Here is a 25,739-nt window from a genome sequence, read left to right as displayed (position 1 = left end):
CATGGAAAAACAACAACTCCCGAACGCAACCCTTATTTTAGTCTTTGGAATCTTATCTATAGTTACCTGCTGCTGCTATGGTATTATTGGCTTGCCTTTAGGCATCATCGCTATAGTTCTGGCCAATAAAGCGACTGCTCTTTATGCGACAAACCCAGAATTATACACTGGATTTCAAAATGTAAAAACAGGAAAAATCCTTGCTATAATCGGTGTTATATTAAATGCTATTTTCTTGATAACAGTGATTTGGATGTACGTCAGCTTAGGAACCGAGGGGATTCAAGACATGCAGGAACAGTGGATGAAAGGTCTTAATGAAGGTGTGGTAGAATAATTTCCATTCAGACATAAAAAAAGCGACTAAAAATTTTAGTCGCTTTTTTTTATCCGTTTTTTCACAATTTACATTGTTGCTGAAATCATGGCAATCACTACAATCAAAACATACAAACTGATAATGACAATCGTAAAAACACCCAAGAACTTATAATGTGATTTCAAGTTAGAAAATGCAGCAGTCAAATCTTCATTAGTGTTGAGACTTAAAGCACGCTTCATTTTTCTTGAAAAATTAAAAAGATACATCACGGGAAGAAAGTAAATCAATCCCAGTAAAATATAGATCATTCCAAAATAAGACATATCAATGCCTAAACTCTCATAAGGATTGCCGCCAAGCATGCCTCCCATAGTAATACTGAAAATTATACCAGCCAAAATCATCAAACCAATACCTATAAAACCTATAATTGATAAAATATAAGTCCAGGTAGAAGTTTCCTTTAAAAATCCTAATATTGCAGGCGGAAGATTCAATTCAAAAGTGTCAAAAGCCGATTTTTCTTCCATAATTACGAATTGGTTTCGAATTGTTGAAGTGTCCTTTTAATAATGCTGACACAGTCTAAAAGCTGTTCTTCGGTCATTACTAATGGTGGCGCAAAACGAATGATGTTACCATGGGTTGGTTTTGCCAATAATCCGTTATCGCGCAAGGCCAAACAAATATTCCAAGCGGTATCACTATCCTCATCATCATTAATAACAATGGCATTGAGCAAGCCTTTGCCTCTTACCAATTGCACAATGCTACTTGTTTTGATATAAGCATTCAGTTCACTTCTAAAAATCTGTCCTAGTTTTTCGGCGTTCTCCGCTAAGTGTTCATCTTTGATCACATCCAAAGCAGCCATTGCAACAGCTGCAGCTACAGGATTTCCGCCAAAAGTACTGCCGTGGTTACCGGGTTGAATCACATTCATAATCGCATCAGCAGCCAATACCGCACTTACCGGATAGGCGCCACCACTTAAGGCTTTCCCTAAAATTAAAATGTCCGGTTTTACATTTTCGTGATCTACCGCTAAAAGCTTTCCAGTTCTGCCGATTCCGGTTTGTACTTCATCGGCCATAAATAAAACGTTGTATTGTTCACATAACGCTTTCGCTTTTGACAAATACCCTTCACTTGGCACATATACGCCCGCTTCGCCTTGAATAGGTTCTACTAAAAATCCTGCAACGTTTGGATGGTTCTTTAATGTATCTTCTAGTGCTTGTAGATTATCATATTCAATTTTTATAAAACCTTCCGTAAAAGGCCCAAAGTTTTTACGCGCTACCGGATCATTTGAAAACGAAATTATCGTCGTCGTCCTTCCATGGAAATTATTTTTACAAACAATTATTTCGGCTTGATGATCAGCAATACCTTTCACTTCATAGGCCCATTTTCTACATATTTTAAGTGCCGTTTCTACAGCTTCTGCACCTGTATTCATAGGCAACACTTTGTCATATCCAAAATATTTGGTGGCATAGGCTTCAAATTTCCCTAACATATCATTGTAAAACGCACGTGAGGTTAAGGTTAAGGTTTGTGCCTGTTTTACCATCGCATTGACAATTACCGGATGACAATGGCCTTGGTTAACAGCGGAATAAGCAGACAGGAAATCGTAATATCTTTTTCCTTCAACATCCCAAACATACACACCTTCTCCTCTACTCAATACTACAGGTAGTGGATGGTAATTGTGTGCACCATATTTGTTTTCTAAATCGATCGCTTGTTGCGAAGTTAATTGGTCTAAAACAGCCATTTTATAAGAATTTAAAAGGTTCATGTCTCATAAAGACATCGTTTGACAACTGAAATCGGTGGCAAACATTAATAATTACATCTCGCTGAGCGAGTTAAATAACCATTCCTTCTGTACCTTTATTCTTTCGATATTGCTCGAAAAAGCAGCGTGGGAGAGAAATCATCCCTGAGAACTCCAAAATTATGAAATAATTAGACCTCCAAAAAATATTTAAAGCTGATTTTAAGGCTTCATTTAAGAATTTAATTTTCCAATGACAAAATCGCAATTTCTAATTCGCAAATCGCAATTGGTTTCACTATTTTTGCGACATGGGAAGAAGAAATAAAAAACAAATCTTTGAGAATGTTCTGGTGGTTGATGCTGGAGCAAAAGGAAAATCAGTGGCAAAATCTCCAGATGGAGCGGTCATTTTTTTGGAAAATGTTGTTCCAGGAGATCTGGTCGATGTTGAAACTTTTAAGAAGCGCAAATCCTTTTATGAAGGAAAAGCCATAAAATTTCATGAATATTCAGATAAGCGTGTGGAACCAAGATGCCAGCATTTTGGGGTTTGTGGCGGTTGCAAGTGGCAAGATATGGGCTATGAGCACCAATTATACTTCAAGCAAAAAGAGGTTGAAAACAACCTGGTAAGGATTGGTCATTTAGAACTTCCTCCGGTAACCCCTATTTTAGGTTCTTCCAAAGATTATTTTTATCGAAACAAGATGGAATTTTCTTTTAGTGACAGCCGCTGGTTGACTTTAGATGAAATTCGATCCACTGAAGATTTAGGTGATAAAAACGCCTTAGGTTTTCATATTCCAGGAATGTGGGATAAAATTCTTGACATTGAAAAATGTTGGTTGCAAGCTGATCCATCCAATGCGATTAGAAATGCAGTTAAAAAGTTTTCAGTAAAACATGGTCTTGAGTTTTTCAATACGCGTAATCAAACCGGTTTCTTACGGACGATGATGCTGCGCACCTCTTCTACTGGAGATATCATGGTGCTTTTTCAGTTTTTTAAGGAAGATAAAGCAAACCGTGAAATACTATTGAATTATATTGGCGATAAATTCCCGGAAATAACCTCCTTGCAATACGTTATCAATGGTAAAGCGAATGATACCATTTATGATCAGGAAGTCATTTGCTACAAAGGCGAAGATCATATCTATGAGGAAATGGAAGGTTTGAAATTTAAAATCAATGCGAAATCTTTTTACCAAACCAATTCTGAGCAAGCTTACGAACTTTATAAAATAACCCGCGAATTTGCCGACCTAAAAGGCGACGAACTTGTGTACGATTTATATACGGGTACAGGAACCATTGCTCAGTTTGTTGCTAAAAACGCCAAAAAAGTTATTGGTGTTGAATCTGTTCCTGATGCCATAACCGCTGCAAAGGAAAATGCACAATTAAACGGCATTGACAACGTTGAGTTTTATGTGGGCGATATGAAAAATGTATTTAATGCTGATTTCATCAGCCAACATGGCCATCCCGATGTGATTATTACAGATCCACCGCGTGATGGGATGCATAAAGATGTCGTGCAACAGATTCTCAACATCGCTCCTGCTAAAGTTGTGTATGTCAGCTGTAACAGCGCGACGCAAGCGAGGGATTTGGAGCTTATGAAAGAGTTTTATAAAGTGACTAAAGTGCAGCCTGTTGATATGTTTCCACAAACACACCATGTAGAGAATGTGGTGCTTTTGGAAAAAAGATAGAAAGATTGAAGATTGTTGATTAACGATTTTTGACTGCTAATTGAGGACTGAAGACTGCCGACTGAAGACTGCCGACTGAAAACTGCCAACTGAATTCTAACAAGAAATAACAGAAAATTGAAATATAAAAAAGCCCATAAGACCTTAAAAGTTCTCCTTTCATTTCTCATTTTAGCAAGTCTATGGAGTTGTGAGCGTGATGATATTTGCGCTTCTACAACCCCAACTACACCGCATCTGATTATTCGTTTTTATAATATTGATGCTAGAGCAGAGACTAAAACAGTAAGACACTTGACTGTCAAAGCAGAAGACGATTTGAAGAATATTGTATTTGATAGGACTACAGACTCCATCGTATTACCTTTAAGACTGGATGCTTTGAACAATAATAACACGACCAAATTCCTGTTAACTAGAGATTCCGATTCGATTCCACTAGCCAATACTGATATTATCGAAGTCACTTATACGCCTGAACTTATTTATGTTTCTAGAGCATGTGGCTATAAAACCATTTTTAATGACCTTAGTGCAACTCGCGAAACTGACGCAAGCAACTGGATTATCAACGTCGAAGTTATTAACACCACCATAAACAATGAAAATGCAGCGCAGATCAATATTTATCATTAACCTGATGCTCTTGATGGTGTTGCCTTTAACATCATTTGCTCAGGAAAACCAGGACAATAAACTAAATGACACCATTGTCGTCAAACAAAAATATGGTTTGCGTTTAGGTGGCGACGTAGGCAAATTGGTGCGCACGCTTATTGATGATGATTACAAGGGTTTTGAAATTTCCGGCGATTACCGATTGACCCAAAAGCTATATTTGGCTGGAGAATTAGGAACAGAACAACGAACTTTAAGAAATGACTATTTAGATCTGACTGCTAAAGGCAGTTACTTTAAAGCTGGAATAGATTATAATATGTACAGAAACTGGCTCGATATGGAAAACCTTATTTATACAGGTTTGAGAGTCGGCGCCAGCACCTTTAGTCAAAATCTGAACAGTTATACAGTTTACACGACCGATCAATATTACCCTCCTTTCACATCTTCAGATTTACAGGAATTCAAAGGTTTATCAGCGATTTGGCTAGAATTGGCCATTGGTATCAAGGCGGAAGTTCTTACTAATCTATTTGTAGGGATTAATGTCCAACTTAAAGGTTTGATATCCGAAGATCAACCCAGCAATTTTGAAAATTTATATATCCCAGGATTTAACAGAACCTTTGATAGTGGCCGGTTTGGTTTCGGATTTGGCTATAATGTCTCCTATTTGATCCCTATTTTTAAGAAAAACAAAAAAATAGCTGTCGCCGATTAATTCCTATACTTTCACATCCATTTATTCAGAAATTTACTTAACTTTTGCATATTAATCATAGGATATGCACCAAGATGAAATTGCCGATTTATTAGAAGAAAAGTATCACACGCTTCTCGATTGGCTAGAAAAACAAGAGAATGACAAATGGACTTTGGGGCCTGAAAATAAGTGGACTACAGGTCAGCACGCCTTGCATCTTTTAAAAAGCATCAAACCTTTAAACGATGTTTTGAGTATGCCACGCTTTTTGTTCAAATACACTTTAGGAACAACCACGGCCGAAATCCGGGATTATGAGACCATCGTGAGCAGTTATCTCGAACAGTTGGAAGAATTTAAAAAGTATTCAACCAATCCTCCCAAAAAATTAAAAGTTCCAACACTTCAAGATAAGCGCTATTTATTGACCCGATTGCAAGTAGAAAGCAAGAAGTTACAATATAAAATCCGACGCATATCTGACAGAAATTTGGACACCTTGGTTCTTCCGCATCCAGTTATGGGAAAAATGCCTATTCGTGAAATTTTGATGTGGACGGCTTATCATGCGGAACATCATACCAAACAACTCCAAGAAAAGTATTGATCTGTTAAAATTAAAACATCAGAATTGATTCGAATTTGAGATACGTCATTAATAAAAAATAATGATTAGAGCATATACAAATAAAGATAAATCAAAAGTAATTGAATTGTTAAGGAAGAATACGCCCGAATATTTCGATCCTTCAGAGGAAAGCGATTTTGAAAAATATTTGGAAAATGAGGTGGAGGATTATTTCGTTTATGAACAAAACTCTGAAATTATCGGAGCTGGTGGAATCAACTACTTTCCAGAAGAAAAACTAGCCCGAATTTCGTGGGATATGATTAATCCAAAATCACAAGGGAATGGCATCGGAAAAGAATTAATTCAATACCGGATTAATCTTTTAAATGCCAACCCAAGTATTGAATTCATAATGGTCAGAACATCGCAACTTGTCCACAAATTTTACGGAAAAATGGGATTTGAATTAGAAAAAGTTGAAAAGGATTTCTGGGCGAAAAACTTTGATCTTTATCAAATGCAAATGAAGAATAAAATAAGCGCTTAAAGAATTAATTTCTCTAAGCTCTCCTTAATTTCATACCATCGCAGTAAAGATTTTGAATTATAAAGAAACCAATAACCTTATTCATTGAGGTCCGATTAAAATCCATTTTATTTCACAAAGACATTTTTAGTAAGACCTAGTGATGTTCGTTGTGAAAATGACTTTTCTTTTTTAAATCTCAAGCCTATATTTTGAAACTTAACGACTTCAGTCTATGTTCTTGATTCTAAAAGCGAAGCGGTCTTAATTCTTATTAATTCATATACTTCCCCTTTTTACTCCCTTCGTACATCTCATATTTAACCAATCTGGCTTCCAGTTTAGCATTTACCAAATGAATTCTACGCGAAGGTCTCAAGCCTACATGTTTCAATGCATCAAGATTGGAGGTTATAAACCAAGCATCTGTTCCTGGATAACTTTGTTTTAGGGTATCGCCAATACTTTTATAGAACGATTCCATTTCAATATCCAAACGCTCTCCATAAGGTGGATTGAACACCATATGTAACTTCTCATCGCCAGCTTTTTGGGTCTTAAAGAAATCTTCGTGGCGCACTTCAATAAAATCTTCTAATTGTGCATTTTTGATATTTTCTTTTGCCTTGGTTACGGCACTTGGCGCTTTGTCATATCCGATAATTTTATGATGAAAATCTCTGGTTTTGCTTAGAAGAGATTCTTCTATTTTTTCAAATAATTCCACATCCCAATCTTGCCAACGTTCAAAAGCAAATTCTTTACGCATCAAATTCGGCGGGATATTACAAGCAATCATTGCTGCTTCTATTAAAATAGTGCCACTACCACACATCGGATCCATAAAGTTGGTTTGCCCGTCCCAACCTGACAACATGATCAATCCTGCTGCTAGCACCTCATTGATAGGTGCAATATTGGTCGCGATTTTATAACCACGTTTATGAAGTGAATCTCCAGAAGTATCCAATGAAATATTGCACATATTCCTATCAATATGCACGTTGATTTTTAAGTCAGGAAACTTCAAATCCACGTTTGGGCGTTCGCCCGTAGTGTCCCTGAATTTATCGACGACCGCATCTTTAGTCTTTTGAGCGATATATAATGAGTGTGTAAACAAATGGGAATGCACGGTTGCATCAACAGCAATCGTTCCTGTTGGCTTAACATATTGCGCCCAGTCCATTTTATAAACTTGGTCATACAAATCCTTTTCATTGTTTACCCGAAAACTATGGATGGGCATCAAAATTTTGATAGCAGTCCTTAACGCCAAATTAGCTTTGTACATAAAACCTTTATCGCCTACAAAACTTACATTTCGCACGCCGATTTTAACCTCTGTAGCTCCCAATTGGGTTAACTCCTTCGCCAGTAACTCTTCAAAGCCAAATAAGGTTTTGGCAACCATATTAAAATTATTATCCATTGTTCTCATGATATAGATTGCAAAAATAAAGTATTTTTGCAGTCAGACGAATTTATAATGACAAAAGAGACAACACAATGGTACGCTTCATGGTTTGATACACCCTATTACCACATTCTTTACAAGGATAGGGATCACGCCGAAGCCCATCAATTCATGGACAATTTGACCCAATATTTGAACCTACCTGAACAGGGTAAAATACTGGATCTTGCCTGCGGAAAAGGTCGCCACGCCCTATATCTTAACTCTTTAGGCTATGATGTGACCGGAGTTGACCTTTCAGAAAACAGCATTGCCTACGCTAAACAATACGAAAATGAAACGCTTCATTTTGAAGTGCACGATATGTGTAAACCCTTCAATGAGCAATTTGATGCGGTTTTTAATTTGTTTACAAGTTTCGGGTATTTTGACAAGTCAGAAGACAATCTCAACACGATTAAAGCCATTAGAGACGATTTAAACGAATCTGGTTTTGGTGTTATTGATTTTATGAATGTTGATGTTGTCATTGAAAATTTAGTTCCTGAAGATGTCAAAACTATAGGCGGCATTGATTTTCATCAGAAAAGATATGTAGAAGATAATCATATCATCAAGGATATCCGTTTTACGGACGCGGGTAAGGATTATCACTTTCAAGAACGCGTTAGAGCAAAGACTTTAGCAGATTTTGAAGAACTTTTTGAACAAGCAGGCGTCTATTTATTAGATGTTTTTGGCGATTATAAATTGCGAAAGTTTCACAAAGGCACGTCAGAACGCTTAATTATGATTTTTAAATGAAGCAGTACCTTCTACCCTTTTTAGCAGTTGTTATCGGTGTTTTGTTGGTGGTGATTTTTAAAAATAAAAAACCAAAATACACCAAGTTACTATTATCCTTCAGTGGTGCTTTCCTATTGGCACTGACCCTATTTGACTTATTACCTGAAGTTTACAACCATCTAGATGCTAAAACAACGGGGTTGTTTATTATGTTGGGGATACTTTTCCAAATTTTACTGGAATTTTTCTCTAAAGGTGCTGAGCATGGCCATGTGCATATAAACGATGCAGAATCAGGATTCCCATGGGTGCTGTTCATCAGTTTATGTATTCATAGTTTTTTGGAAGGTTTCCCTATCCATCAACACAATGATATGGTTTACGGAGTCATCATCCATAAAATTCCTATTGCTGCTTTGATTACCACCTATTTGGTACAATCGAAATTTACCAAAAAGCAAATTGTCGGATTTTTGATCACTTTTGCACTCATGACGCCAATGGGGACGCTGGTTTCCAACACCGTTCCGTTTGTTGGAAATTATCTATTTTTCATTAATGGGATTGTTATTGGTATCTTTTTTCATATTTCGACAGTCATTTTGTTTGAAAGCAATGAAAATCACAGGTTTAACCTTTCCAAACTCGTTGTAATAATGTTGGGGATTGTGGTGGCTTATTTGATATAAGACGGATGACCGATGACAGAAGACAGAAATAATCACAGCTGCACACTGCAGACTGAGGACTGAAGACTGAAAACATGTTTAGCAAAGAAGACTCAAGAAAATTAAGAGAAGATTTTTGGATCAGTTTCGGGAAGTCCTTTCCTCGAAAGTGGATTCTTTACGATACCAAACTCAAAGGATTTGCCTTCAAATTCCATTTTGATACGAAATCGGCATTAGTCACTTTAGATCTTGAAGACGATTTAGAAAACCGGATCAACTACTGGGATAAACTACAATCTCTAAAGACTATTCTAACTGAGGAGTTTTTACCAGAAGTGGTTTATGAAGAAGAATATTTCTTAGAAAACGGCAAGGAAATCTCAAGAATCTATGTTCCCTTAAATCAGAAAGTATCCATTCACAACAAGAATAATTGGCGAGATGTCATGGAATTTTTCAATGAAAAAATGGCTCTTTTTGAAGATTTCTTTGAAGACTATAAGGATTTTATTGATGCGTAAAATTAATGTCAAATGACGGATGACAGATGACCGATGTCAAAATCTGAAAATAAATTCTAAATTAAATTCCAACTCCTTACTGAAGACTGAAGACTGCCTACTAATTTGCCTTTCTCTCAAATTTTCTCGATATTGTTAACAAACACTAAAACTTAATTCACCATGATCATTGACGTCCATACCCATATTAATAACTACCATGAAGACCGTGTGGTTTCTCTTGAAGATAGCCTCGATCTATTAACAAAAACCATGGCCGATAATAAGGTGGACTATTCATTGGTATTGTCATCCTACAAAGTCAATGAACACAGACCCAGCACCAAAAAAGTCGTTGAAGCCATCAGTAACAGGGATAATTTGGGCGTTGTAGCCGGTGTAAGTTATTTGAATTATGATTATAAAGATTTACGTGAGCTCAGCGAATTTCTTGACGACGGACTCATCAAAGGCCTAAAATTTTATCCAGGTTATGAACCATTTTATCCAAATGATATTCGGTTTAAAGTCATGTATGAAATGGCGATTGAATTTGATGTGCCTGTCATGTTCCATTCGGGCGACACTTACGCACCACACGGAAAAATAAAGTACTCCCATCCTATTCATATTGATGATTTGGCGGTCGATTATCCTGATTTAAAGATTGTGATCTGCCATGTTGGAAATCCTTGGATTAGAGATTGTATGGAAGTAGTTTATAAAAACAAAAATGTCCATGCTGATATTTCTGGATTGGTGTTGGGCGATTTCTCGGATAAATTTGAGCGCTACATGAAAAAGGAAATCGAGGAAATGATTACCTATGCTGGCGATCCAAAATATCTACTTTATGGCACCGATTGGCCAATAAGCAACATGAAGTCTTATTTGAAATTTATGGATCAATTGGAATTGGCAGATGACAAGAAAGAAATGATCTTTTGGAAGAATGCCGCCGAGTTATTCAATATTGATGTGAGTAAATTGCGCTAAAATATGTGACCGATGTGATAACTTCCTTAAAATTGTAAATGCAATGGCTGATAAATTTCATAATAAATATCGTATCCCATCTGCCCGCTTGCAAACTTGGGATTATCGTTGGGAAGGAGCATATTTTATAACCATCTGCACTAAAGATAGAAAGCATTATTTTGGAGAGGTCGTCAATAATAAAATGAATTTGAGCAATGTTGGTGTTTTAGCAGATGTATTTTGGCACGAAATAAAAAACCACTCAAAAAACATGACGCTAGGCGAATTTGTGGTGATGCCGAACCATATCCATGGCATCATAATCATAAACCCTGATCTTGGTCATGATCTTGGTGGTGATCTTGGTCATGATCCCGAGGTAAAGACAAGGCATGCCTTGTCTCTTCGTGATGTGGATGCGGATGTGCACGCGTATACAAATGAAAATCCCCAAAAATCCATCGGCGAAAACCGATTTCGAAATCCTGGAAAAAACTCTGTATCCTCCCTCATTGGCGGCTATAAATCTGCCGTGACCAAACACGCCAACCGCCTAAATTTGGATTTTGGATGGCAAACCCGATTCTACGATCATATAATTAGAGATGAACGGTCATTCAATACTATTTCAAATTATATCATCAATAACCCTTCAAAATGGGGAGAAGACAAATTCCGCTCATAAGAAATGTGCTTTTACAACACATAAAAGAAAATCATCAAATAATGGCAAATGGCGCCACCAAGCACAAATAAATGCCAAATGACATGATTGTAAGGGATTTTATGAACGGCATAAAAAATAATGCCTAATGTGTAGAAAGCGCCGCCTGCAATAAATAGAATGAGGCCATTGGGACCAATCAGTTCAGAGAGGTTAGTGAAATCAAAGACAATCAACCATCCCATTACCAAATAAAGTAAGGTGGAAATAATCTCGAATTTTCCCGTAAAAAACAATTTAAGAATCAGCCCAAAACCTGCAATTGCCCAAACGGTCCAAAATAACGGCCAGCCTAAACTATTATTTAAGGCGATTAACGTCACTGGCGTATAAGTACCAGCAATTAAAAGGTAAATGCTGATATGGTCGATGATTCTAAAGTAATGCTTTCGCTTTTCACTAGAAACCGAATGATAAATGGCAGATGCAGAAAAGAGAATGATAATGGAAACGCCATAAACAATCACGCTAAATAAACTCCAATCTGATTTGTGCTCTTTAAAACTGACTAATAAGGCTAATCCAGCAATTCCTAAAACAGCGCCAAATCCATGAGTCCAGACATTTAGTTTTTCTTCAAAATCAGATTGTATGCGCATTAGTTTTTAACTGTTTTGGAGGACCACTTTTTAGTGAGTTCTAAATAATCAATCGGGAATGCTGATTTTTGACGCTCCAGTTTTCCGTCCTGAAAAGCACGTTCTAAAATATCCTCGATGAGATAGTCTTCGCTCACTTTCAAAGGATTAAACTCTTCCTTTAAAGAAATATCAAACAATCTTGCCGTATTATTAAACCAAAACGCACGCCAGCCACTTCGCAATTCCTTAATTAACTGAAAAGTCGTTTGGCCTGTTTGACGATGAATCAGCTTCACCAAAATCTGACCTTCTTTTCGCGTCAGTTTTTTTAATTCTTCCGAAAATTCTTCTTCGATATATTTCTGGATAATCTTGGCATACCTGCGTTGGTCACTTTTTCGCTTTAAGATTTCCAGTCGACTGTTGAGTTCAACCAAGCGTTCCGCTGCGAGTTTAGCGTAAGGATATACTTTTATTGTTCGTCGTTTCAAAATCAAATAACGTACGCGATCTTCCTTACTCCCGTATTTCAACTTGCCCATCAACACCACAGGATCCAAATTAATGATAGACACAGGAATCGAATCTCCATCAATATAATAGTAGTCTACCGCCGTGGAATCTTCTTCAGGCTCAACTTGGGCCATCAGAAAAAACGGTATAAAAATAAAAATGTAGGTTATCAACTTCATCAGTGCAATGGCGCTAAAATCATTCCAAAATTAAGAATTTACATAAGCATTAACCTTAAAATCCTATTAATATTATTAATTTTAGACAAAATATTTACCCATGGCAAAAAAGAACATTTTAAACGACAAATCATTAGAGTTTTTAGAAAACTATCTCAACAATGCATCACCTACAGGATACGAATGGACAGGGCAGGAATTATGGATGGATTACCTCAAACCTTATGTTGATGAATTTATAACGGATACCTACGGAACGGCCGTTGGTGTCATCAATCCAGATGCAAAATACAAAGTAGTTATTGAAGGCCATGCCGATGAAATTTCATGGTATGTCAACTATATCACAGATAATGGTCTGATTTACGTCATCAGAAATGGCGGTAGTGACCATCAAATTGCGCCCAGTAAAATTGTCAATATCCATACAAAAAACGGCATCGTTAAAGGTGTTTTTGGATGGCCTGCCATTCACACGCGAGACAAAGCCAAAGAAGAAACACCAAAAGTAGAAAACATCACGATTGATGTGGGTGCAAAAAACAAGGAAGAAGTCGAAAAAATGGGCGTTCACGTCGGTTGTGTGATCACTTATCCTGACACTTTCCATATTTTGAATAACGACAAATTTGTATGTCGCGCTCTCGATAATCGTATTGGCGGCTTTATGATAGCCCAAGTTGCGCGTTTATTGCACGAAAACAAAAAGAAACTTCCTTTCGGACTTTATATTACAAATTCTGTTCAGGAAGAAATCGGTTTACGGGGCGCAGAGATGATCGCCGAACGCATCAAACCTAACGTGGCCATTGTAACTGACGTAACGCATGACACGACAACGCCTATGATCGACAAAAAAGTAGAAGGTCATTTGGAATTAGGATTAGGCCCTGTTATCGCCTATGCTCCTGCTGTGCAACAAAAATTAAGAGATTTGATTACAGATACGGCGGAAGCTCAAAAAATACCTTTCCAACGTTCTGCCTGCTCTAGAGCGACGGGAACCGATACCGATGCTTTTGCTTATAGCGGTATGGGTGTGGCGAGCGCTTTGATTTCGTTACCATTGCGTTATATGCACACGACCGTTGAAATGGTACATAAAGAGGATGTTGAAAATGTCATCCGATTGATTTATGAATCCTTATTAAACATCAAGGAAAACGACACGTTCAGTTATTTTGATAAATAATGAACGCACTGCAACAAAAACAGCTGTTTGATATTCCTGATGACATTTGCTATTTAAACACGGCGAGTCTTTCGCCGTCGTTTAAAGCAGTGGAAACAGCAGGGATTGAAGCTGTGTTGGAAAAAAGCAGGCCCTATTTGATTCCACCATCTGATTTTTTTGAACCGGTTATTGAGTTAAAGAAAAGGTTCGCTCAAATTATTGAGACAAATGAATACGAACGAATTACAACCATCCCTTCCGTTTCTTACGGAATCGCCACCGTGGCAAATAACATCAAATTAAATCCGGGAGATAATGTCGTTTTAATGCAGGAACAATTCCCAAGTAATTATTATTCCTGGAAGAAATTGGCCGACAAATATCATTCCCATTTAAAAATAGTTGAAGCGCCAGAAACTAAAACCAATCGCGGTAAATTATGGAATGAAGCTATTTTAAATGCTATTGATGATTCAACAGCTGTGGTTGCTATGGGACATATCCATTGGTCGAGCGGTGTTTTATTCGACCTAAAAGCGATTAGAGCAAAAACCCGACAACACAATGCATTGTTGATTATTGATGGCAGCCAATCCATTGGCGCTTTGCCATTTTCGGTCAAAGACATCCAACCAGATGCTTTAATTTGTGCGGGATACAAATGGCTTTTCGGACCCTATGGCTGCGGATATGCTTATTATGGTCCTTATTTTGATAACGGCGAACCTTTGGAAGAAAACTGGACCAACCGATTGGACAGTCACAAGTTGGCCGATTTGACGCAATACCAATCTGAATATAAGCCTTTAGCCAATAGATATGCTGTTGGCGAAAGCGGAAGTTTCATCTATGTCAAAATGCAATTGGAAGCTCTAAAACAAGTTATTCTATGGACGCCTCAAGCGGTACAAGACTATTGTAAGGACATTTCGACGAAAGCTGTAGCAGACTTACGAGCTTTAGGCTGTTATATTTAAGATGATACTTTCAGAAGTCATCATCTTTTCGGGCTTAAACTACCTGAAACGGTCGATGTTAAACGGTTTAAGAAAGCTTTACTCGAAAGACATATATTTGTTTCTTTCAGAGGTGCTTATGTACGTTTATCCTGTCATTTTTTTAATACGGAAAATGATTTCGACAAATTTGTAAACTGTTTAAAATCCGTGATGACTTAAGATGGAGAACGACGAATATATCGACATTATAAATGCAGACGGCTCAGCCACTGGAAAGAGTTGCCTAAAATCTGAAATCCACAGCAAAGGCTATTACCACAACACGGCGCATGTGTGGTTTTATAATGCTAATGCCAAAATATTATTGGCGCAACGCGCCGCTTCTAAAACCATTTATCCATTGTTATGGGACGTTTCTGTAGCCGGGCACGTCGATGCTGGAGAAAACATTGAGCACGCCGCTATACGGGAAACACGAGAGGAAATCGGGATTGAGATTTCAGAAAGCAACTTAGAAAAAATTGGCGTTTACGACTGTTTTCAGAGTTATGCCAACGGCATCAAGGACAACGAATTCCACCATACGTTTATCGCTAAAATTGATTATACTTTAGAAGATTTCATCTTGGATAAAGAAGAGGTGGCACAGGTTAAGTTCGTATCCATCCCTGAATTTAGAGAATTATTGGAAAACAGTGATCTTAATGGCCATTTCATATCGAGTAACACCCCTTATTATCTTGAAGTTATCTATGCCATCGAACGTAGACTATCATAAATAAAAAATATGACCTTATTTTTGTTAGCCATCGTTCCTGTTTTTGTGATTATATTTTACGTGTATATAAAGGATAAACATGAAAAAGAACCCACCCGATTATTGTTTTACAATTTTATGTTAGGTGCGATTGTCAGCGTCACCATTACCACATTACTTTATATCATTATTGAAACCCCACTCCCCTTAAACAATCAGGATAGCATTTTTGAACAATTCATCAAAGCCTTTTTTGTGGTAGGTTTGTCAGAAGAATTTAGCAAATACATCATCATCCGTTATTACTCGCAACCCAATGAAGACTACAACGAACCTTTTGACGGGATTGTGTATGCGGTCATGGTATCCATGGGTTTTGCAGCGACAGAAAACATCATGTACGTGCTGCAAGGTGGAATGGAAGTTGCTATTATTAGAGCGTTTACGGCCGTTCCTGCGCATGCGACCTTCGCCATCCTCATGGGCTATTTTATGGGAAAAGCAAAATTTTCCAAAAACAGGGTCGTTTTAAATCTCACGGGCCTATTTCTTGCCGTTCTTTTTCACGGCGCTTATGACTTTTTCTTGTTCATCGATTTTGTACCTGGAATTTGGATCGGTGCATTTGTGTCCCTATTTATAGGATTTTTACTTTCAAGGAGAGCCATCAGACGACATCAAAACATATCCTATTTCCGACCTAAATAAAGAACAGTAAACAAAGAAAATTTGAATATCGATTGCCACTTTTTTTGATTAATTTTATAGGAATGAAAAATACCATAGCTGAAAGAATTGCCGATTTCATAAAAAACTTCCCTCCTTTTGACCAACTTTCAAAAGAGGATTTATATGCTATCGCAAAAGTAGTAACAATTACCTACCTCGAAAAAGGCAAAAAGGTCTATGCTGCAGGCGAGGCTCCTCACGAAAGATTCTATATAATTCACAAAGGTGCCATTGCACTGGAAAAGGAGATTAATTCAAAACTGGAAACGGTCGATCGATTTGATGAAGGCGATATTTTCGGACTCCGACCTCTTTTTGCCAATGAAAACTATGCCACCGATGCCATTACTGAAGAAGAAAGTATCCTTTACGGCATCCCATTGGCCACTTTTAAGCCGTTAATAACCCAAAACAGAGGTGTTGTTGACTTTCTCATAGAAAGCTTCGCGTCCAATACTGAAAATCCTTTTTCAAAAGAAATCCATGGCTCATTGTATGACAATCGCTTGGAAGTGGTGGAAAACGATAAAGAACTTTTTGAACTTCAGCCTGTGCGCTACGTAAAAAAGGTCATTACAGCCAAGGCGGACACTAAAATTAAAGACATCGCACAATTGATGAAGCAACATCACATTGGATCCATAGTCATTGAAGATGATGGTCTTCCCATTGGCATTATAACGGATGAAGATTTACGCAACCAGGTTGTCACTGGCGAAAAGAGCATCGAAGACCATGCAAGCCAGATCATGAGCTGGCCTGTTTTGTGTTACCCAAAAGGTGTGTCCATCAGCCAGGCACAACTCACAATGATGAAGCACAATGTCAGTCATTTATGTGTCACAGCAGATGGTACCCCAAATTCAAAAATCATAGGTGTCATTTCACAAAACGACATCAATGTGATGCGGGGCAGCAATCCAACAATTTTGATGAAAGCCATCAAGCGCTCCCAATCCACAAAACAATTAAAGCATATCCGCAAAAAAATAATGGTGCTTTTAAAGGGTTTTGTGGAACAAGATATTCCTTTGACCCAAACCAGTAAAATAATATTTGAACTGAATGATGCGACCATTAAGCGCACTATTGAGCGTTGTATAGTGAAAATGGAAAAGCAACCTCCTGTGAAGTTTGCCTGGATGTCCATGGGCAGCCAAGGAAGAAAAGAGCAATTATTGCAGACAGATCAAGACAATGCCATCGTGTTTGAAAATGTTGCAGCCGAGGAATTGGAAAATGTAAGAGCGTATTTCCTGTTGCTCGCAAAAAAAGTTAATAAACGGCTGGATGCTGTGGGCTTTGACTTTTGCCCGGCCGACATCATGGCAAAAAATTCTAAATGGTGTTTAAGTTTGGACGAATGGAAAAATCAGTTTATTCAATGGACTTCAAACACTGGTGATGACGAAATATTGCTATCCTCTATTTTTTTCGACTTCGACATCAGTTTTGGCGATGCCAATCTTACCAACCAACTCTCGGATCATATATTCGAAATCACAAAAAACAACCATATGTTCTTATCCAAGCTTGCAGCGAATGCACTTAGGAGCGCTTCACCACTTGGTTTTTTTAGACAGTTTTTGGTAGAACAAGATGGTGAGTATAAAGATTTTTTCGACATTAAAAAACGTGCCATCATGCCTATTGTAGATGCCGGCCGCCTATTTGCACTATCCAATCAAATTAAAAACATTAATAATACAGCTGAACGATTTGAAAAAATGGCTGAATTATTTCCCGAGAATAAAGAATTCTACCTATCCTGTTCCTATACTTCAAAAGCGCTGCTCAAATTCCGCACAAAACATGGCTTGCTCCATAACGATAACGGTCGATTTATCGAATTAGCAGCATTGACTAAAGAAGAGAAAATGAAATTGAAACGGTGTTTTAAAACCATAGCAAAGGTTCAGGAATCCATCAAACTGAAGTATAATCTAAGTAATTTTAAGGGATGATCTGGACCTTCAAAAAAAAGAAATATCCGGACTATTGGGAAGCGTATCTGCAACACTTTGAAAAAAAGGAAAAAAAGACTTTGGAGTTGTCACGGTTTGTCGCTCTGGATACCGAAACCACTGGTTTTGATTTCTATATCGACCGAATATTGTCTATCGGTGCCGTGTCTATTGTTGGAAATGAGATTTCAGTCGCTGAATCCTTGGAAATCTATTTAAAACAGTCCCATTTTAATCCAGAAAGCGTCCCTATTCACGGTATTCGCCAACATGGTATGACAACGAAATTTTCTGAGGAAGATGCCATGAAGCAATTTCTGAATTATATTGAAGATGCCGTATTAATTGCCCACCATGCGAGCTTCGATATTCAAATGATCAATGCGGCATTGAACCGAATGGATTTGCCAAATTTGAAAAATAAAGTTATCGATACCATGGATCTCTATGCCAACACTCGAATCAAATCCAATTTTATTGATAAACGCGCCCAATATTCACTTGACGACATTGCAGAGGCCTATGCTATTAATTTGATAGATCGGCATACCGCGCCCGGTGATGCACTGATTGCCGCTCTCATATTCCTTAAGACGACAGCACTCCTCAAAAAATCGAAATCCTTTAAATTGGAACATTATTTTCTTAAATCAAATAGGTTTTAATATCCCTCATAAAATCGTAACTTTTCAACCATTAATGACAAAACACTATGAATAAAACATACCAAGTGAAGGTTAATGGAGCACTGGAACTTTCAGTATCCAATGAGGATATAAAATCGTTAGACACCATTGAAACCTCCCATTTGAAATACCATATACTACAGGATGGTAAATCATATAAGGCTGAAATAATAGATAGTAATTTTACTAAAAAAGCATATAAAGTAAAAGTCAATAATAACATATATAACATTAACATATTCAATGCTTTAGATATTTTAATAAAACACTTAGGCTTTGAACTTGGGAGTTCGAAACTGGTTAATGAAATCATGGCCCCAATGCCCGGGTTGATTCTTGCAATGAATGTAAAAGTTGGCGATGAAGTCAAGGAAAACGATTCGCTTTTAATCCTAGAGGCCATGAAAATGGAAAACGTCATCAGCTCCCCAAGAGACGGGTTTATCAAATCGATTTCTGTCCAAAAAGGAGATGCGGTTGACAAGAATCAAATATTGATTGAGTTTGAGTAAGACGAAATGTCTTTTTTGAAACAAGTGAAATTACTGAAGATTATAAACAACAAACAGAAATCACGATCCCAAATAGAACAGTATTCGTGAATTCGTGGTTAAAAAAAGGGATACCTGTGTTCGCTGGTTTAATTGAGATTCCCGCCTACGCAGGAATGAAAAACAAGTTTTTCAATGAAAAAAATATTAGTTGCAAATCGAGGAGAAATCGCCATTCGCGTCATGAAGACGGCAAAGAAAATGGGCATCAAAACTGTTGCTATCTATTCTACTGCTGATAGGAAGTCGCCTCATGTCAGATATGCGGATGTAGCGGTTTTAATTGGTGAAGGCCCTTCCAATCAATCCTATTTATTGGGCGATAAAATCATCGAAGTCGCCAAAAGCTTAAATGTTGACGCTATTCATCCTGGATACGGATTTTTAAGTGAGAATGCTGCTTTTGCAGAAGCTTGCGAAACCAATGGTCTGATTTTTATCGGTCCAAAATCCAAGGCTATAGAAATGATGGGTAATAAATTGGCCGCCAAAGAGGCTGTCAAACATTATAACATCCCCATGGTTCCCGGTATTGATGAAGCGATTACGGATGTTGAGAAAGCGAAACACATTGCCAATGCCATTGGCTATCCTATTTTGATCAAAGCCGCTGCAGGTGGTGGTGGAAAAGGGATGCGCGTGGTTGAAAAAGTCTCGGAATTGGAAAGTCAAATGAATCGTGCTATTAGCGAAGCCACTTCGGCTTTTGGGGATGGATCCGTATTTATCGAGAAATACGTCAGTTCGCCACGTCATATTGAAATTCAAGTCATGGCCGATATGCATGGCAATATTATTCATCTTTTTGAGCGGGAATGCAGCATTCAAAGGCGTCATCAAAAAGTTGTTGAAGAAGCTCCTTCTTTCGTTTTAACGCCCGAATTACGTGCAGAAATGGGAGAAGCTGCTGTAAAAGTGGCAAAAGCCTGTGATTATGTGGGTGCTGGAACTGTAGAATTTTTATTGGATGAAAACCTCAATTTCTATTTTTTAGAAATGAACACACGTCTCCAGGTTGAACATCCGGTTACGGAACTCATTACCAATACCGATTTGGTCGAATTACAGATCCGTGTGGCTCGAGGCGAAGTTTTACCTCTAAAACAGGAAGATTTAAAAATTAAAGGTCATGCTTTGGAACTGCGTGTTTATGCTGAAGATCCGTTGAACGATTTTTTACCGAGCGTTGGACATTTAGAGGCGTATCAATTACCAATTGGCAAAAACATCAGAGTCGACAACGGCTTTGAAGAAGGCATGGATATCCCTATTTATTATGATCCGATGTTGGCAAAATTAATCACCTATGGCGAAACAAGAGCTGAAGCTATTGATGAAATGCTAAACGCCATTAATAATTATCACATTGAAGGCATTGACACGACCCTTCCTTTTGGAACGTTTGTTTGTGAGCACGACGCTTTTCGTTCTGGAAATTTTGACACAAGCTTTGTTAAAAAGTATTATTCAGCTGAAAAACTAAAGGAAAATAATGCGAAAGAAGCGCATTTGGCAGCTTTGATCGCGGTGAAACGCTATTTGGAGGATCAGAAGAAATTGAGGGTGCCGGGTGGAAATTGATACTTCGACAAGCTCAGCAACCAAGTTTAATGCAAGAATGAAATTAAAATATAACACAGAGTTACTCAGAGAACTCACTGAGTTGCACAGAGAGTTTTAACATTAAACACAAAAGCTTAGCGCCTCCGCGCCTCTGCGAGAAATAATCAATAATATCGCGTTTTTGCGAGAAATAAAATATTATGGAATCTAAAATAAACGACCTTAACGACAAACTGGCCCTAGCCTATCTTGGTGGCGGACAGGATCGGATTGACAAACAACACGAAAAAAAGAAATTGACCGCAAGAGAACGTGTCTTTTATTTGATGGATGAGGGTTCGTTTGAGGAAATTGGCGCGTTAGTCACGCATCGCACAAAAGATTTCGGCATGGAAAATCAACTGTTTTATGGCGATGGTGTGGTTACGGGTTATGGTACTGTAAACGGCAGATTGGTTTATGTTTTCGCACAGGATTTCACGGTGTTTGGAGGTTCTTTATCAGAAACACATGCCGAGAAAATTTGTAAAGTCATGGATTTGGCCGTGAAAGTAGGTGCACCAATTATTGGGTTGAATGATTCCGGTGGTGCGCGAATACAAGAAGGTGTGCGCAGTTTAGGTGGTTATGCTGATATTTTTTACCGAAACGTACAAGCTTCTGGGGTAATTCCTCAAATATCTGCCATCATGGGTCCTTGTGCCGGTGGCGCTGTTTACAGTCCGGCGATGACCGATTTCACCCTTATGGTTCAGGATACCAGTTATATGTTTGTTACAGGGCCTAATGTGGTCAAAACTGTGACGAACGAAAATGTGACCTCAGAAGAATTAGGAGGTGCCAGTACGCATTCAACTAAATCGGGAGTTGCGCATATTACATCATCCAACGATGTGGAATGTTTGGAAGACATCAAAAAACTCTTGAGCTACTTCCCACAAAATAATACTGAAACTTCTCCTCTATTTCCTTATGATCTTGAAGATGAAGTCAGAGAAGTACTTTCAGATATCATTCCGGCGAATGCCAACAAGCCTTATGACATGCACAGTGTAATCAACGGGATTATTGACAAAGATTCTTTTTATGAAATCCATAAAGATTATGCAGAAAATATTATTGTCGGATTTGCACGATTAGGTGGCCGAAGTATTGGGATTGTTGCCAACCAACCGATGTATTTAGCAGGTGTTTTAGATGTTAACAGTTCAAAGAAAGCTGCCCGATTTGTCCGTTTTTGCGATTGTTTCAATATTCCGTTATTGGTATTGGAAGATGTACCTGGATTTTTACCAGGCACAGATCAGGAATGGCGCGGGATCATTGTTCATGGGGCAAAATTATTATATGCATTTAGCGAAGCGACAGTTCCGCGAGTTACCGTTATTACCAGAAAGGCTTATGGCGGTGCTTATGATGTGATGAATTCCAAACACATTGGTGCCGATATGAATTTTGCATGGCCAAGTGCTGAAATTGCCGTCATGGGCGCTAAAGGCGCAGCGGAAATCATCTTTAAAAAGGAGATTGATACTGCTGGGGATAAAGAGGCGAAGTGGAAAGAAAAAGAAGCCGAATACGCCAATCTTTTTGCAAATCCTTATAGCGCAGCAGAACGTGGATTTATTGATGAAGTCATTTTACCAAAAGATACGCGACGCAAACTAATCAAGGCCTTCGCCATGTTGAAAGACAAGAAAGTTGATAGCCCTAAACGGAAACATGGAAATATTCCTTTGTGATGTTTTTTGATTAGTTCAAAACTCCTACCTCATGGTTACAAATAGTAGGCTATATAGTAGTTTCATAAATACAACTGAACTCATTTTAAAATCGGATGGAACACTGACCTGCCCGTCCGTTCAGGAGGTTGACGCTGATTTTTTATGATTACAGATGATATTGCAGTGGAGCAAAACTTAAAGAGGTTCCATTTTACTGAAAAGCAGTTTACTTTTTATTTTTCAGATATCAGCCATTTAAATCAAAATGCTAGAAATCTTCGAGTTCTAACGGGGCTGCGTTAGCGATGGAGCCCTTTGCTTGAACTCTTTTGGGACGCCGAAAAGCGGCTCAAAAAGTGAGGGGCGTGAGCGCGGTGGTTGACCTTTTCGGGCAACCAAACGCCCAAATTATTTTTATTATTATTATTATTATTATAACGAATGGAACGCTGAAGACGCTGATTTTTTATGATTAAAGATGATATGCGGTGGAGCAAAACTTAAAGAGGTTCCATTTTACTGAAAAGCCATTCACTTTTTATTTTCAGAAATCAAACATTTAAATCAAAATGCTAGGGATCTTCGAATCCTAACGGGGCTGCGTTAGTGATGGAGCCCTTTGCTTGAACTCTTTTGGGACGCCAAAAAGCGGACCAAAAAGTGAGGGGCGAGAGCGCGGTGGTTGACCTTTTCGGGCAACCAAACGCCCAAATTATTATAACGAATAGAACGCTGATGACGCTGATTTTTTATGATTACAGATGATATGCAGTGGAGCAAAACCTAGAGAGGTTCCATTTTACTGAAAAGCAGTTTACTTTTTATTTTTCAGAAATCAGACATTTAAATCAAAATGCCTAAATTTCCGAGTCCTAACGGGGCTGCGTTAGTGATGGAGCCCTTTGCTTGAACTCTTTTGGGACGCCAAAAAGCGGACCAAAAAGTGAGGGGCGAGAGCGCGGTGGTTGACCTTTTCGGGCAACCAAACGCCCAAATAAAAAAACAACTTATTATTTAGCTTCGAAGTGCTTCATGAATTTATCGAAACTCATTATCATGCACATCTAAAAAGCTGAAATCATAAAGAATCTACTGTTTTTCAATCAACTTCTTGTTGTTTCCTGAATGTTTTTTTGGTTTTGACTTTGTTGTTGGCTTTGGTACTGGCTTAGGTTGATTCTGCTTAATCCTGACATAGATTAACTTGTTATGTCCTTTTGAGTCTTCACGACGCTCAATTTCAAATTCATTAATGGATTTAATTAAAGGCGTCAATTTTTGAAATCCGAAGTTACGAGAATCAAAATTCGGCTGTTTTTTCTGCAACATACCACCAACATCACCTAAAAAAGCCCAGCCATCATCATCTGCAACATCATCAATAGTAGCAGCAATAAATTTAATATCTTTTGAGGATATCTTATCAATATCACTCTTATTTGATTTTGATTTTTCATTGGAAGTGCTAACTTCTTCCTCTTCGCCTTGATTCTTAAGAATCTCAATATAAATGAACTTATCACACGCCACGATAAATGGATTTGGGGTCTTCTTCTCTCCTATTCCGTAAACTTTCATGCCTGCTTCACGAAGTCGCGTTGCTAATCGCGTAAAATCGCTATCACTCGATACCAAACAAAATCCATCGACCTTTTGCGAATATAGAATATCCATCGCATCAATGATCATTGCAGAATCCGTTGCGTTTTTACCAACCGTATAGCCGTATTGTTGGATTGGGGTAATGGCGTTTTCCAACAATAAATTTTTCCATTTAGAAAGGTGTGGCTTGGTCCAATCGCCATAAATACGTTTGATAGTCGGGTTTCCATATTTAGCAATTTCTTCCATCATTTCTTTTACATAGGCTGAAGGAATATTATCGCCATCTATTAATACTGCAAGTTTAAGATCCATTGAATGGGAATTATTTTTATTTTATGAAGTTATATAATGCTAAAGGTAGTGTATAATTGCAGGAAAATTATCCCAAAAGCGATTTTTTAGAACTGCTATTAAAAATCCGTAGCCTAAACAGGCTACGGATTATTTTATATTTTATGGGACAAAACGGGAAAACTAATTGAGTAGTTTTTGATAGACTTTATCCTTTACAGAACGATAATTGTCCACGCCTTCCATGTATTTATCAAATACTTGATCATGTTGGAGCATATAGAATTGGTCACATTCCAGTTCATCACATTCCCTAATGTTATTCATGACGTTCCGATAGGTATAGAATTCATTCAATAGATTAATATTCTCATTGATGTTATCCAATAAACCATCACACAATGTTTTATCATTAATTTTATTGGAAGCAATTTTAGCTAATTGGTCGGCCTCAGTATTCATAGCTTCCAAATGCGAAATCCAAGTTTGAAGCTCCCGATGCATTTGTCTTTTGACGATTTCGTCATCTGTTTCATTTCCGTAATTGAGTGTGGAATCCATTATATTATATTTAATTTTGTTATATTGTTTTGTTTCACATCTAAAATGACAATCTCCTTATCACCTCCTGGAAAAGTCCAACTGATGCTGTCATCTTTAGCATATCCTAAAACAGCGGCACCCATTGGTAATAGCAAGGATATTTTCTTTTGAGAATTATTGCTTTCAGCAGGTAAAACCACCTGAAAGGTATATTTCCAACCATCCTTAGTAGCAATGGTAACTTCTGAATTGATCCTTACAACATCCTCAGGCACTTTGTCATCGTCCAAAATTTCAGCACTTTCAATTTCCTTTGCAAATTTAGTCAAGGATACTTTTTGTGTAGAATCCTTATAGTCATTAGTGAGATTTAACAAGCGCTTTATCATCACGTACTCCTTCTTTTCTAATATTAATTTACCGTATTTCATGTGTGTGTTTTTATTGTTTTTTAATGGACACATGTTATTCGCAATTAATCATTCTATTGGATGATTAAATTTTTAGCATGCTCATTTCATGTGTATATTTTTATTGTTTTTTAATGGACACATGTTATTCGCAATTAATCATTCTATTGGATGATTAAATTTT

The 25,739-nt window shown here is 37.7% G+C and carries 28 protein-coding genes; 20 read left to right on the top strand and 8 right to left on the bottom strand.

The window, feature by feature from the left end; genetic code table 11:
- Position 1 precedes the first annotated feature (1 nt).
- Complete coding sequence (locus ACOH2D_RS08380) at positions 2 to 337, top strand: CCC motif membrane protein (protein ID WP_348036157.1); 336 nt, start codon at positions 2 to 4, stop codon at positions 335 to 337.
- Between the two features lie 68 nt (positions 338 to 405).
- On the opposite strand, the gene ACOH2D_RS08375 is transcribed toward ACOH2D_RS08380, so the two are convergent.
- Together ACOH2D_RS08375 and rocD are read right to left on the bottom strand one after the other, a co-directional pair.
- A complete protein-coding gene (locus ACOH2D_RS08375) occupies positions 406 to 852 on the bottom strand; it encodes a DUF5362 family protein (protein WP_348036156.1) in 447 nt (148 codons plus the stop codon).
- Between the two features lie 2 nt (positions 853 to 854).
- Positions 855 to 2,105, bottom strand: a complete 1,251-nt coding sequence (gene rocD, locus ACOH2D_RS08370) for an ornithine--oxo-acid transaminase (protein WP_449534947.1) — start codon at positions 2,103 to 2,105, stop codon at positions 855 to 857.
- A gap of 314 nt (positions 2,106 to 2,419) precedes the next feature.
- Here rocD and rlmD point away from each other — a divergent pair, with 314 nt between their 5' ends.
- The 5 genes from rlmD to ACOH2D_RS08345 all read left to right on the top strand — a co-directional run bounded on the left by rlmD (position 2,420) and on the right by ACOH2D_RS08345 (position 6,271).
- Positions 2,420 to 3,829 (top strand): 23S rRNA (uracil(1939)-C(5))-methyltransferase RlmD, encoded by a 1,410-nt coding sequence (gene rlmD, locus ACOH2D_RS08365; RefSeq protein ID WP_348036154.1) that lies wholly within the window; start codon positions 2,420 to 2,422, stop codon positions 3,827 to 3,829.
- 117 nt (positions 3,830 to 3,946) lie between these two features.
- Positions 3,947 to 4,465 (top strand): DUF6452 family protein, encoded by a 519-nt coding sequence (locus ACOH2D_RS08360; protein WP_348036153.1) that lies wholly within the window; start codon positions 3,947 to 3,949, stop codon positions 4,463 to 4,465.
- Complete coding sequence (locus tag ACOH2D_RS08355; RefSeq protein ID WP_449534946.1) at positions 4,437 to 5,171, top strand: DUF6048 family protein; 735 nt, start codon at positions 4,437 to 4,439, stop codon at positions 5,169 to 5,171. Before ACOH2D_RS08360 ends, ACOH2D_RS08355 begins: the two co-directional genes overlap by 29 nt.
- Positions 5,172 to 5,235: 64 nt before the next feature.
- Entirely contained in the window at positions 5,236 to 5,760 is a 525-nt protein-coding gene (locus tag ACOH2D_RS08350) for a DinB family protein (RefSeq protein WP_348036151.1), read from the top strand.
- A 61-nt stretch (positions 5,761 to 5,821) separates the two neighbouring features.
- The gene (locus tag ACOH2D_RS08345; RefSeq protein WP_348038260.1) at positions 5,822 to 6,271 is read left to right on the top strand and encodes a GNAT family N-acetyltransferase; all 450 of its coding nucleotides are present in this window, start codon (positions 5,822 to 5,824) and stop codon (positions 6,269 to 6,271) included.
- Positions 6,272 to 6,524: 253 nt separating this feature from the next.
- On the opposite strand, the gene ACOH2D_RS08340 is transcribed toward ACOH2D_RS08345, so the two are convergent.
- On the bottom strand, positions 6,525 to 7,682 hold the full coding sequence (locus tag ACOH2D_RS08340; RefSeq protein WP_449534945.1) for a THUMP domain-containing class I SAM-dependent RNA methyltransferase: 1,158 nt from the start codon (positions 7,680 to 7,682) through the stop codon (positions 6,525 to 6,527).
- Positions 7,683 to 7,739: 57 nt separating this feature from the next.
- On the opposite strand from ACOH2D_RS08340, the gene ACOH2D_RS08335 reads away from it, so the two are divergent.
- From ACOH2D_RS08335 to ACOH2D_RS08315, 5 genes are all read left to right on the top strand, one after another.
- Positions 7,740 to 8,471, top strand: coding sequence for a class I SAM-dependent methyltransferase (locus tag ACOH2D_RS08335; protein WP_449534944.1), 732 nt, complete (start codon positions 7,740 to 7,742; stop codon positions 8,469 to 8,471).
- Positions 8,468 to 9,142, top strand: a complete 675-nt coding sequence (locus tag ACOH2D_RS08330) for a ZIP family metal transporter (protein WP_449534943.1) — start codon at positions 8,468 to 8,470, stop codon at positions 9,140 to 9,142. The genes ACOH2D_RS08335 and ACOH2D_RS08330 overlap by 4 nt, the downstream gene beginning before the upstream one ends.
- 74 nt (positions 9,143 to 9,216) lie before the next feature.
- Positions 9,217 to 9,645 (top strand): DUF4268 domain-containing protein, encoded by a 429-nt coding sequence (locus ACOH2D_RS08325; RefSeq protein WP_449534942.1) that lies wholly within the window; start codon positions 9,217 to 9,219, stop codon positions 9,643 to 9,645.
- Positions 9,646 to 9,807: 162 nt separating this feature from the next.
- Positions 9,808 to 10,620, top strand: coding sequence for an amidohydrolase family protein (locus ACOH2D_RS08320; protein WP_449534941.1), 813 nt, complete (start codon positions 9,808 to 9,810; stop codon positions 10,618 to 10,620).
- A gap of 43 nt (positions 10,621 to 10,663) precedes the next feature.
- The gene (locus ACOH2D_RS08315; protein ID WP_449534940.1) at positions 10,664 to 11,287 is read left to right on the top strand and encodes a transposase; all 624 of its coding nucleotides are present in this window, start codon (positions 10,664 to 10,666) and stop codon (positions 11,285 to 11,287) included.
- A gap of 11 nt (positions 11,288 to 11,298) precedes the next feature.
- On the opposite strand, the gene trhA is transcribed toward ACOH2D_RS08315, so the two are convergent.
- On the bottom strand, positions 11,299 to 11,925 hold the full coding sequence (gene trhA / locus ACOH2D_RS08310) for a PAQR family membrane homeostasis protein TrhA (RefSeq protein WP_449534939.1): 627 nt from the start codon (positions 11,923 to 11,925) through the stop codon (positions 11,299 to 11,301).
- Positions 11,925 to 12,599 carry a DUF4294 domain-containing protein gene (locus ACOH2D_RS08305; protein WP_449534938.1) on the bottom strand — a complete coding sequence of 225 codons (675 nt, stop codon included), beginning with the start codon at positions 12,597 to 12,599 and terminating at the stop codon, positions 11,925 to 11,927. Before ACOH2D_RS08305 ends, trhA begins: the two co-directional genes overlap by 1 nt.
- A 100-nt stretch (positions 12,600 to 12,699) precedes the next feature.
- On the opposite strand from ACOH2D_RS08305, the gene ACOH2D_RS08300 reads away from it, so the two are divergent.
- From ACOH2D_RS08300 to ACOH2D_RS08260, 9 genes are all read left to right on the top strand, one after another.
- Complete coding sequence (locus ACOH2D_RS08300; protein WP_348037760.1) at positions 12,700 to 13,791, top strand: M42 family metallopeptidase; 1,092 nt, start codon at positions 12,700 to 12,702, stop codon at positions 13,789 to 13,791.
- Positions 13,791 to 14,750, top strand: a complete 960-nt coding sequence (locus tag ACOH2D_RS08295; RefSeq protein WP_449534937.1) for an aminotransferase class V-fold PLP-dependent enzyme — start codon at positions 13,791 to 13,793, stop codon at positions 14,748 to 14,750. Before ACOH2D_RS08300 ends, ACOH2D_RS08295 begins: the two co-directional genes overlap by 1 nt.
- Positions 14,751 to 14,952: 202 nt before the next feature.
- On the top strand, positions 14,953 to 15,510 hold the full coding sequence (locus ACOH2D_RS08290; RefSeq protein WP_449534936.1) for an NUDIX hydrolase: 558 nt from the start codon (positions 14,953 to 14,955) through the stop codon (positions 15,508 to 15,510).
- Between the two features lie 9 nt (positions 15,511 to 15,519).
- On the top strand, positions 15,520 to 16,197 hold the full coding sequence (locus ACOH2D_RS08285) for a PrsW family intramembrane metalloprotease (protein ID WP_449534935.1): 678 nt from the start codon (positions 15,520 to 15,522) through the stop codon (positions 16,195 to 16,197).
- A gap of 62 nt (positions 16,198 to 16,259) precedes the next feature.
- Positions 16,260 to 18,182, top strand: coding sequence for a DUF294 nucleotidyltransferase-like domain-containing protein (locus ACOH2D_RS08280; RefSeq protein ID WP_449534934.1), 1,923 nt, complete (start codon positions 16,260 to 16,262; stop codon positions 18,180 to 18,182).
- The gene (locus ACOH2D_RS08275) at positions 18,179 to 18,847 is read left to right on the top strand and encodes a 3'-5' exonuclease (protein WP_348037770.1); all 669 of its coding nucleotides are present in this window, start codon (positions 18,179 to 18,181) and stop codon (positions 18,845 to 18,847) included. Before ACOH2D_RS08280 ends, ACOH2D_RS08275 begins: the two co-directional genes overlap by 4 nt.
- A 47-nt stretch (positions 18,848 to 18,894) precedes the next feature.
- A complete protein-coding gene (locus tag ACOH2D_RS08270) occupies positions 18,895 to 19,380 on the top strand; it encodes an acyl-CoA carboxylase biotin carboxyl carrier protein subunit (RefSeq protein WP_348037772.1) in 486 nt (161 codons plus the stop codon).
- A 174-nt stretch (positions 19,381 to 19,554) separates the two neighbouring features.
- The gene (locus tag ACOH2D_RS08265) at positions 19,555 to 21,000 is read left to right on the top strand and encodes an acetyl-CoA carboxylase biotin carboxylase subunit (RefSeq protein WP_348037774.1); all 1,446 of its coding nucleotides are present in this window, start codon (positions 19,555 to 19,557) and stop codon (positions 20,998 to 21,000) included.
- A gap of 182 nt (positions 21,001 to 21,182) precedes the next feature.
- On the top strand, positions 21,183 to 22,724 hold the full coding sequence (locus tag ACOH2D_RS08260) for an acyl-CoA carboxylase subunit beta (RefSeq protein WP_449534933.1): 1,542 nt from the start codon (positions 21,183 to 21,185) through the stop codon (positions 22,722 to 22,724).
- A gap of 1,071 nt (positions 22,725 to 23,795) precedes the next feature.
- Here ACOH2D_RS08260 and ACOH2D_RS08255 read toward each other — a convergent pair.
- From ACOH2D_RS08255 to ACOH2D_RS08245, 3 genes are all read right to left on the bottom strand, one after another.
- Positions 23,796 to 24,623 (bottom strand): NYN domain-containing protein, encoded by an 828-nt coding sequence (locus ACOH2D_RS08255; protein WP_348037778.1) that lies wholly within the window; start codon positions 24,621 to 24,623, stop codon positions 23,796 to 23,798.
- Positions 24,624 to 24,785: 162 nt separating this feature from the next.
- Positions 24,786 to 25,163 carry a hypothetical protein gene (locus ACOH2D_RS08250; RefSeq protein ID WP_348037780.1) on the bottom strand — a complete coding sequence of 126 codons (378 nt, stop codon included), beginning with the start codon at positions 25,161 to 25,163 and terminating at the stop codon, positions 24,786 to 24,788.
- The gene (locus ACOH2D_RS08245; RefSeq protein WP_348037782.1) at positions 25,163 to 25,576 is read right to left on the bottom strand and encodes a GreA/GreB family elongation factor; all 414 of its coding nucleotides are present in this window, start codon (positions 25,574 to 25,576) and stop codon (positions 25,163 to 25,165) included. Before ACOH2D_RS08245 ends, ACOH2D_RS08250 begins: the two co-directional genes overlap by 1 nt.
- Positions 25,577 to 25,739 lie beyond the last annotated feature (163 nt).

Source organism: Gelidibacter sp. (assembly GCF_053579655.1).
This window is presented reverse-complemented; position numbering and strand designations above follow the sequence as displayed.

What these genes read in the sequence shown, in the direction of transcription:
- ACOH2D_RS08380 (WP_348036157.1), top strand. Translation starts at nt 2, where the DNA reads ATGGAAAAACAACAACTCCCGAACGCAACCCTTATTTTAGTCTTTGGA.
- ACOH2D_RS08375 (WP_348036156.1), bottom strand. Translation starts at nt 852, where the DNA reads ATGGAAGAAAAATCGGCTTTTGACACTTTTGAATTGAATCTTCCGCCT.
- rocD (WP_449534947.1), bottom strand. Translation starts at nt 2,105, where the DNA reads ATGGCTGTTTTAGACCAATTAACTTCGCAACAAGCGATCGATTTAGAA.
- rlmD (WP_348036154.1), top strand. Translation starts at nt 2,420, where the DNA reads ATGGGAAGAAGAAATAAAAAACAAATCTTTGAGAATGTTCTGGTGGTT.
- ACOH2D_RS08355 (WP_449534946.1), top strand. Translation starts at nt 4,437, where the DNA reads ATGCAGCGCAGATCAATATTTATCATTAACCTGATGCTCTTGATGGTG.
- ACOH2D_RS08350 (WP_348036151.1), top strand. Translation starts at nt 5,236, where the DNA reads ATGCACCAAGATGAAATTGCCGATTTATTAGAAGAAAAGTATCACACG.
- ACOH2D_RS08345 (WP_348038260.1), top strand. Translation starts at nt 5,822, where the DNA reads ATGATTAGAGCATATACAAATAAAGATAAATCAAAAGTAATTGAATTG.
- ACOH2D_RS08340 (WP_449534945.1), bottom strand. Translation starts at nt 7,682, where the DNA reads ATGGATAATAATTTTAATATGGTTGCCAAAACCTTATTTGGCTTTGAA.
- ACOH2D_RS08335 (WP_449534944.1), top strand. Translation starts at nt 7,740, where the DNA reads ATGACAAAAGAGACAACACAATGGTACGCTTCATGGTTTGATACACCC.
- ACOH2D_RS08330 (WP_449534943.1), top strand. Translation starts at nt 8,468, where the DNA reads ATGAAGCAGTACCTTCTACCCTTTTTAGCAGTTGTTATCGGTGTTTTG.
- ACOH2D_RS08325 (WP_449534942.1), top strand. Translation starts at nt 9,217, where the DNA reads ATGTTTAGCAAAGAAGACTCAAGAAAATTAAGAGAAGATTTTTGGATC.
- ACOH2D_RS08320 (WP_449534941.1), top strand. Translation starts at nt 9,808, where the DNA reads ATGATCATTGACGTCCATACCCATATTAATAACTACCATGAAGACCGT.
- ACOH2D_RS08315 (WP_449534940.1), top strand. Translation starts at nt 10,664, where the DNA reads ATGGCTGATAAATTTCATAATAAATATCGTATCCCATCTGCCCGCTTG.
- trhA (WP_449534939.1), bottom strand. Translation starts at nt 11,925, where the DNA reads ATGCGCATACAATCTGATTTTGAAGAAAAACTAAATGTCTGGACTCAT.
- ACOH2D_RS08305 (WP_449534938.1), bottom strand. Translation starts at nt 12,599, where the DNA reads ATGAAGTTGATAACCTACATTTTTATTTTTATACCGTTTTTTCTGATG.
- ACOH2D_RS08300 (WP_348037760.1), top strand. Translation starts at nt 12,700, where the DNA reads ATGGCAAAAAAGAACATTTTAAACGACAAATCATTAGAGTTTTTAGAA.
- ACOH2D_RS08295 (WP_449534937.1), top strand. Translation starts at nt 13,791, where the DNA reads ATGAACGCACTGCAACAAAAACAGCTGTTTGATATTCCTGATGACATT.
- ACOH2D_RS08290 (WP_449534936.1), top strand. Translation starts at nt 14,953, where the DNA reads ATGGAGAACGACGAATATATCGACATTATAAATGCAGACGGCTCAGCC.
- ACOH2D_RS08285 (WP_449534935.1), top strand. Translation starts at nt 15,520, where the DNA reads ATGACCTTATTTTTGTTAGCCATCGTTCCTGTTTTTGTGATTATATTT.
- ACOH2D_RS08280 (WP_449534934.1), top strand. Translation starts at nt 16,260, where the DNA reads ATGAAAAATACCATAGCTGAAAGAATTGCCGATTTCATAAAAAACTTC.
- ACOH2D_RS08275 (WP_348037770.1), top strand. Translation starts at nt 18,179, where the DNA reads ATGATCTGGACCTTCAAAAAAAAGAAATATCCGGACTATTGGGAAGCG.
- ACOH2D_RS08270 (WP_348037772.1), top strand. Translation starts at nt 18,895, where the DNA reads ATGAATAAAACATACCAAGTGAAGGTTAATGGAGCACTGGAACTTTCA.
- ACOH2D_RS08265 (WP_348037774.1), top strand. Translation starts at nt 19,555, where the DNA reads ATGAAAAAAATATTAGTTGCAAATCGAGGAGAAATCGCCATTCGCGTC.
- ACOH2D_RS08260 (WP_449534933.1), top strand. Translation starts at nt 21,183, where the DNA reads ATGGAATCTAAAATAAACGACCTTAACGACAAACTGGCCCTAGCCTAT.
- ACOH2D_RS08255 (WP_348037778.1), bottom strand. Translation starts at nt 24,623, where the DNA reads ATGGATCTTAAACTTGCAGTATTAATAGATGGCGATAATATTCCTTCA.
- ACOH2D_RS08250 (WP_348037780.1), bottom strand. Translation starts at nt 25,163, where the DNA reads ATGGATTCCACACTCAATTACGGAAATGAAACAGATGACGAAATCGTC.
- ACOH2D_RS08245 (WP_348037782.1), bottom strand. Translation starts at nt 25,576, where the DNA reads ATGAAATACGGTAAATTAATATTAGAAAAGAAGGAGTACGTGATGATA.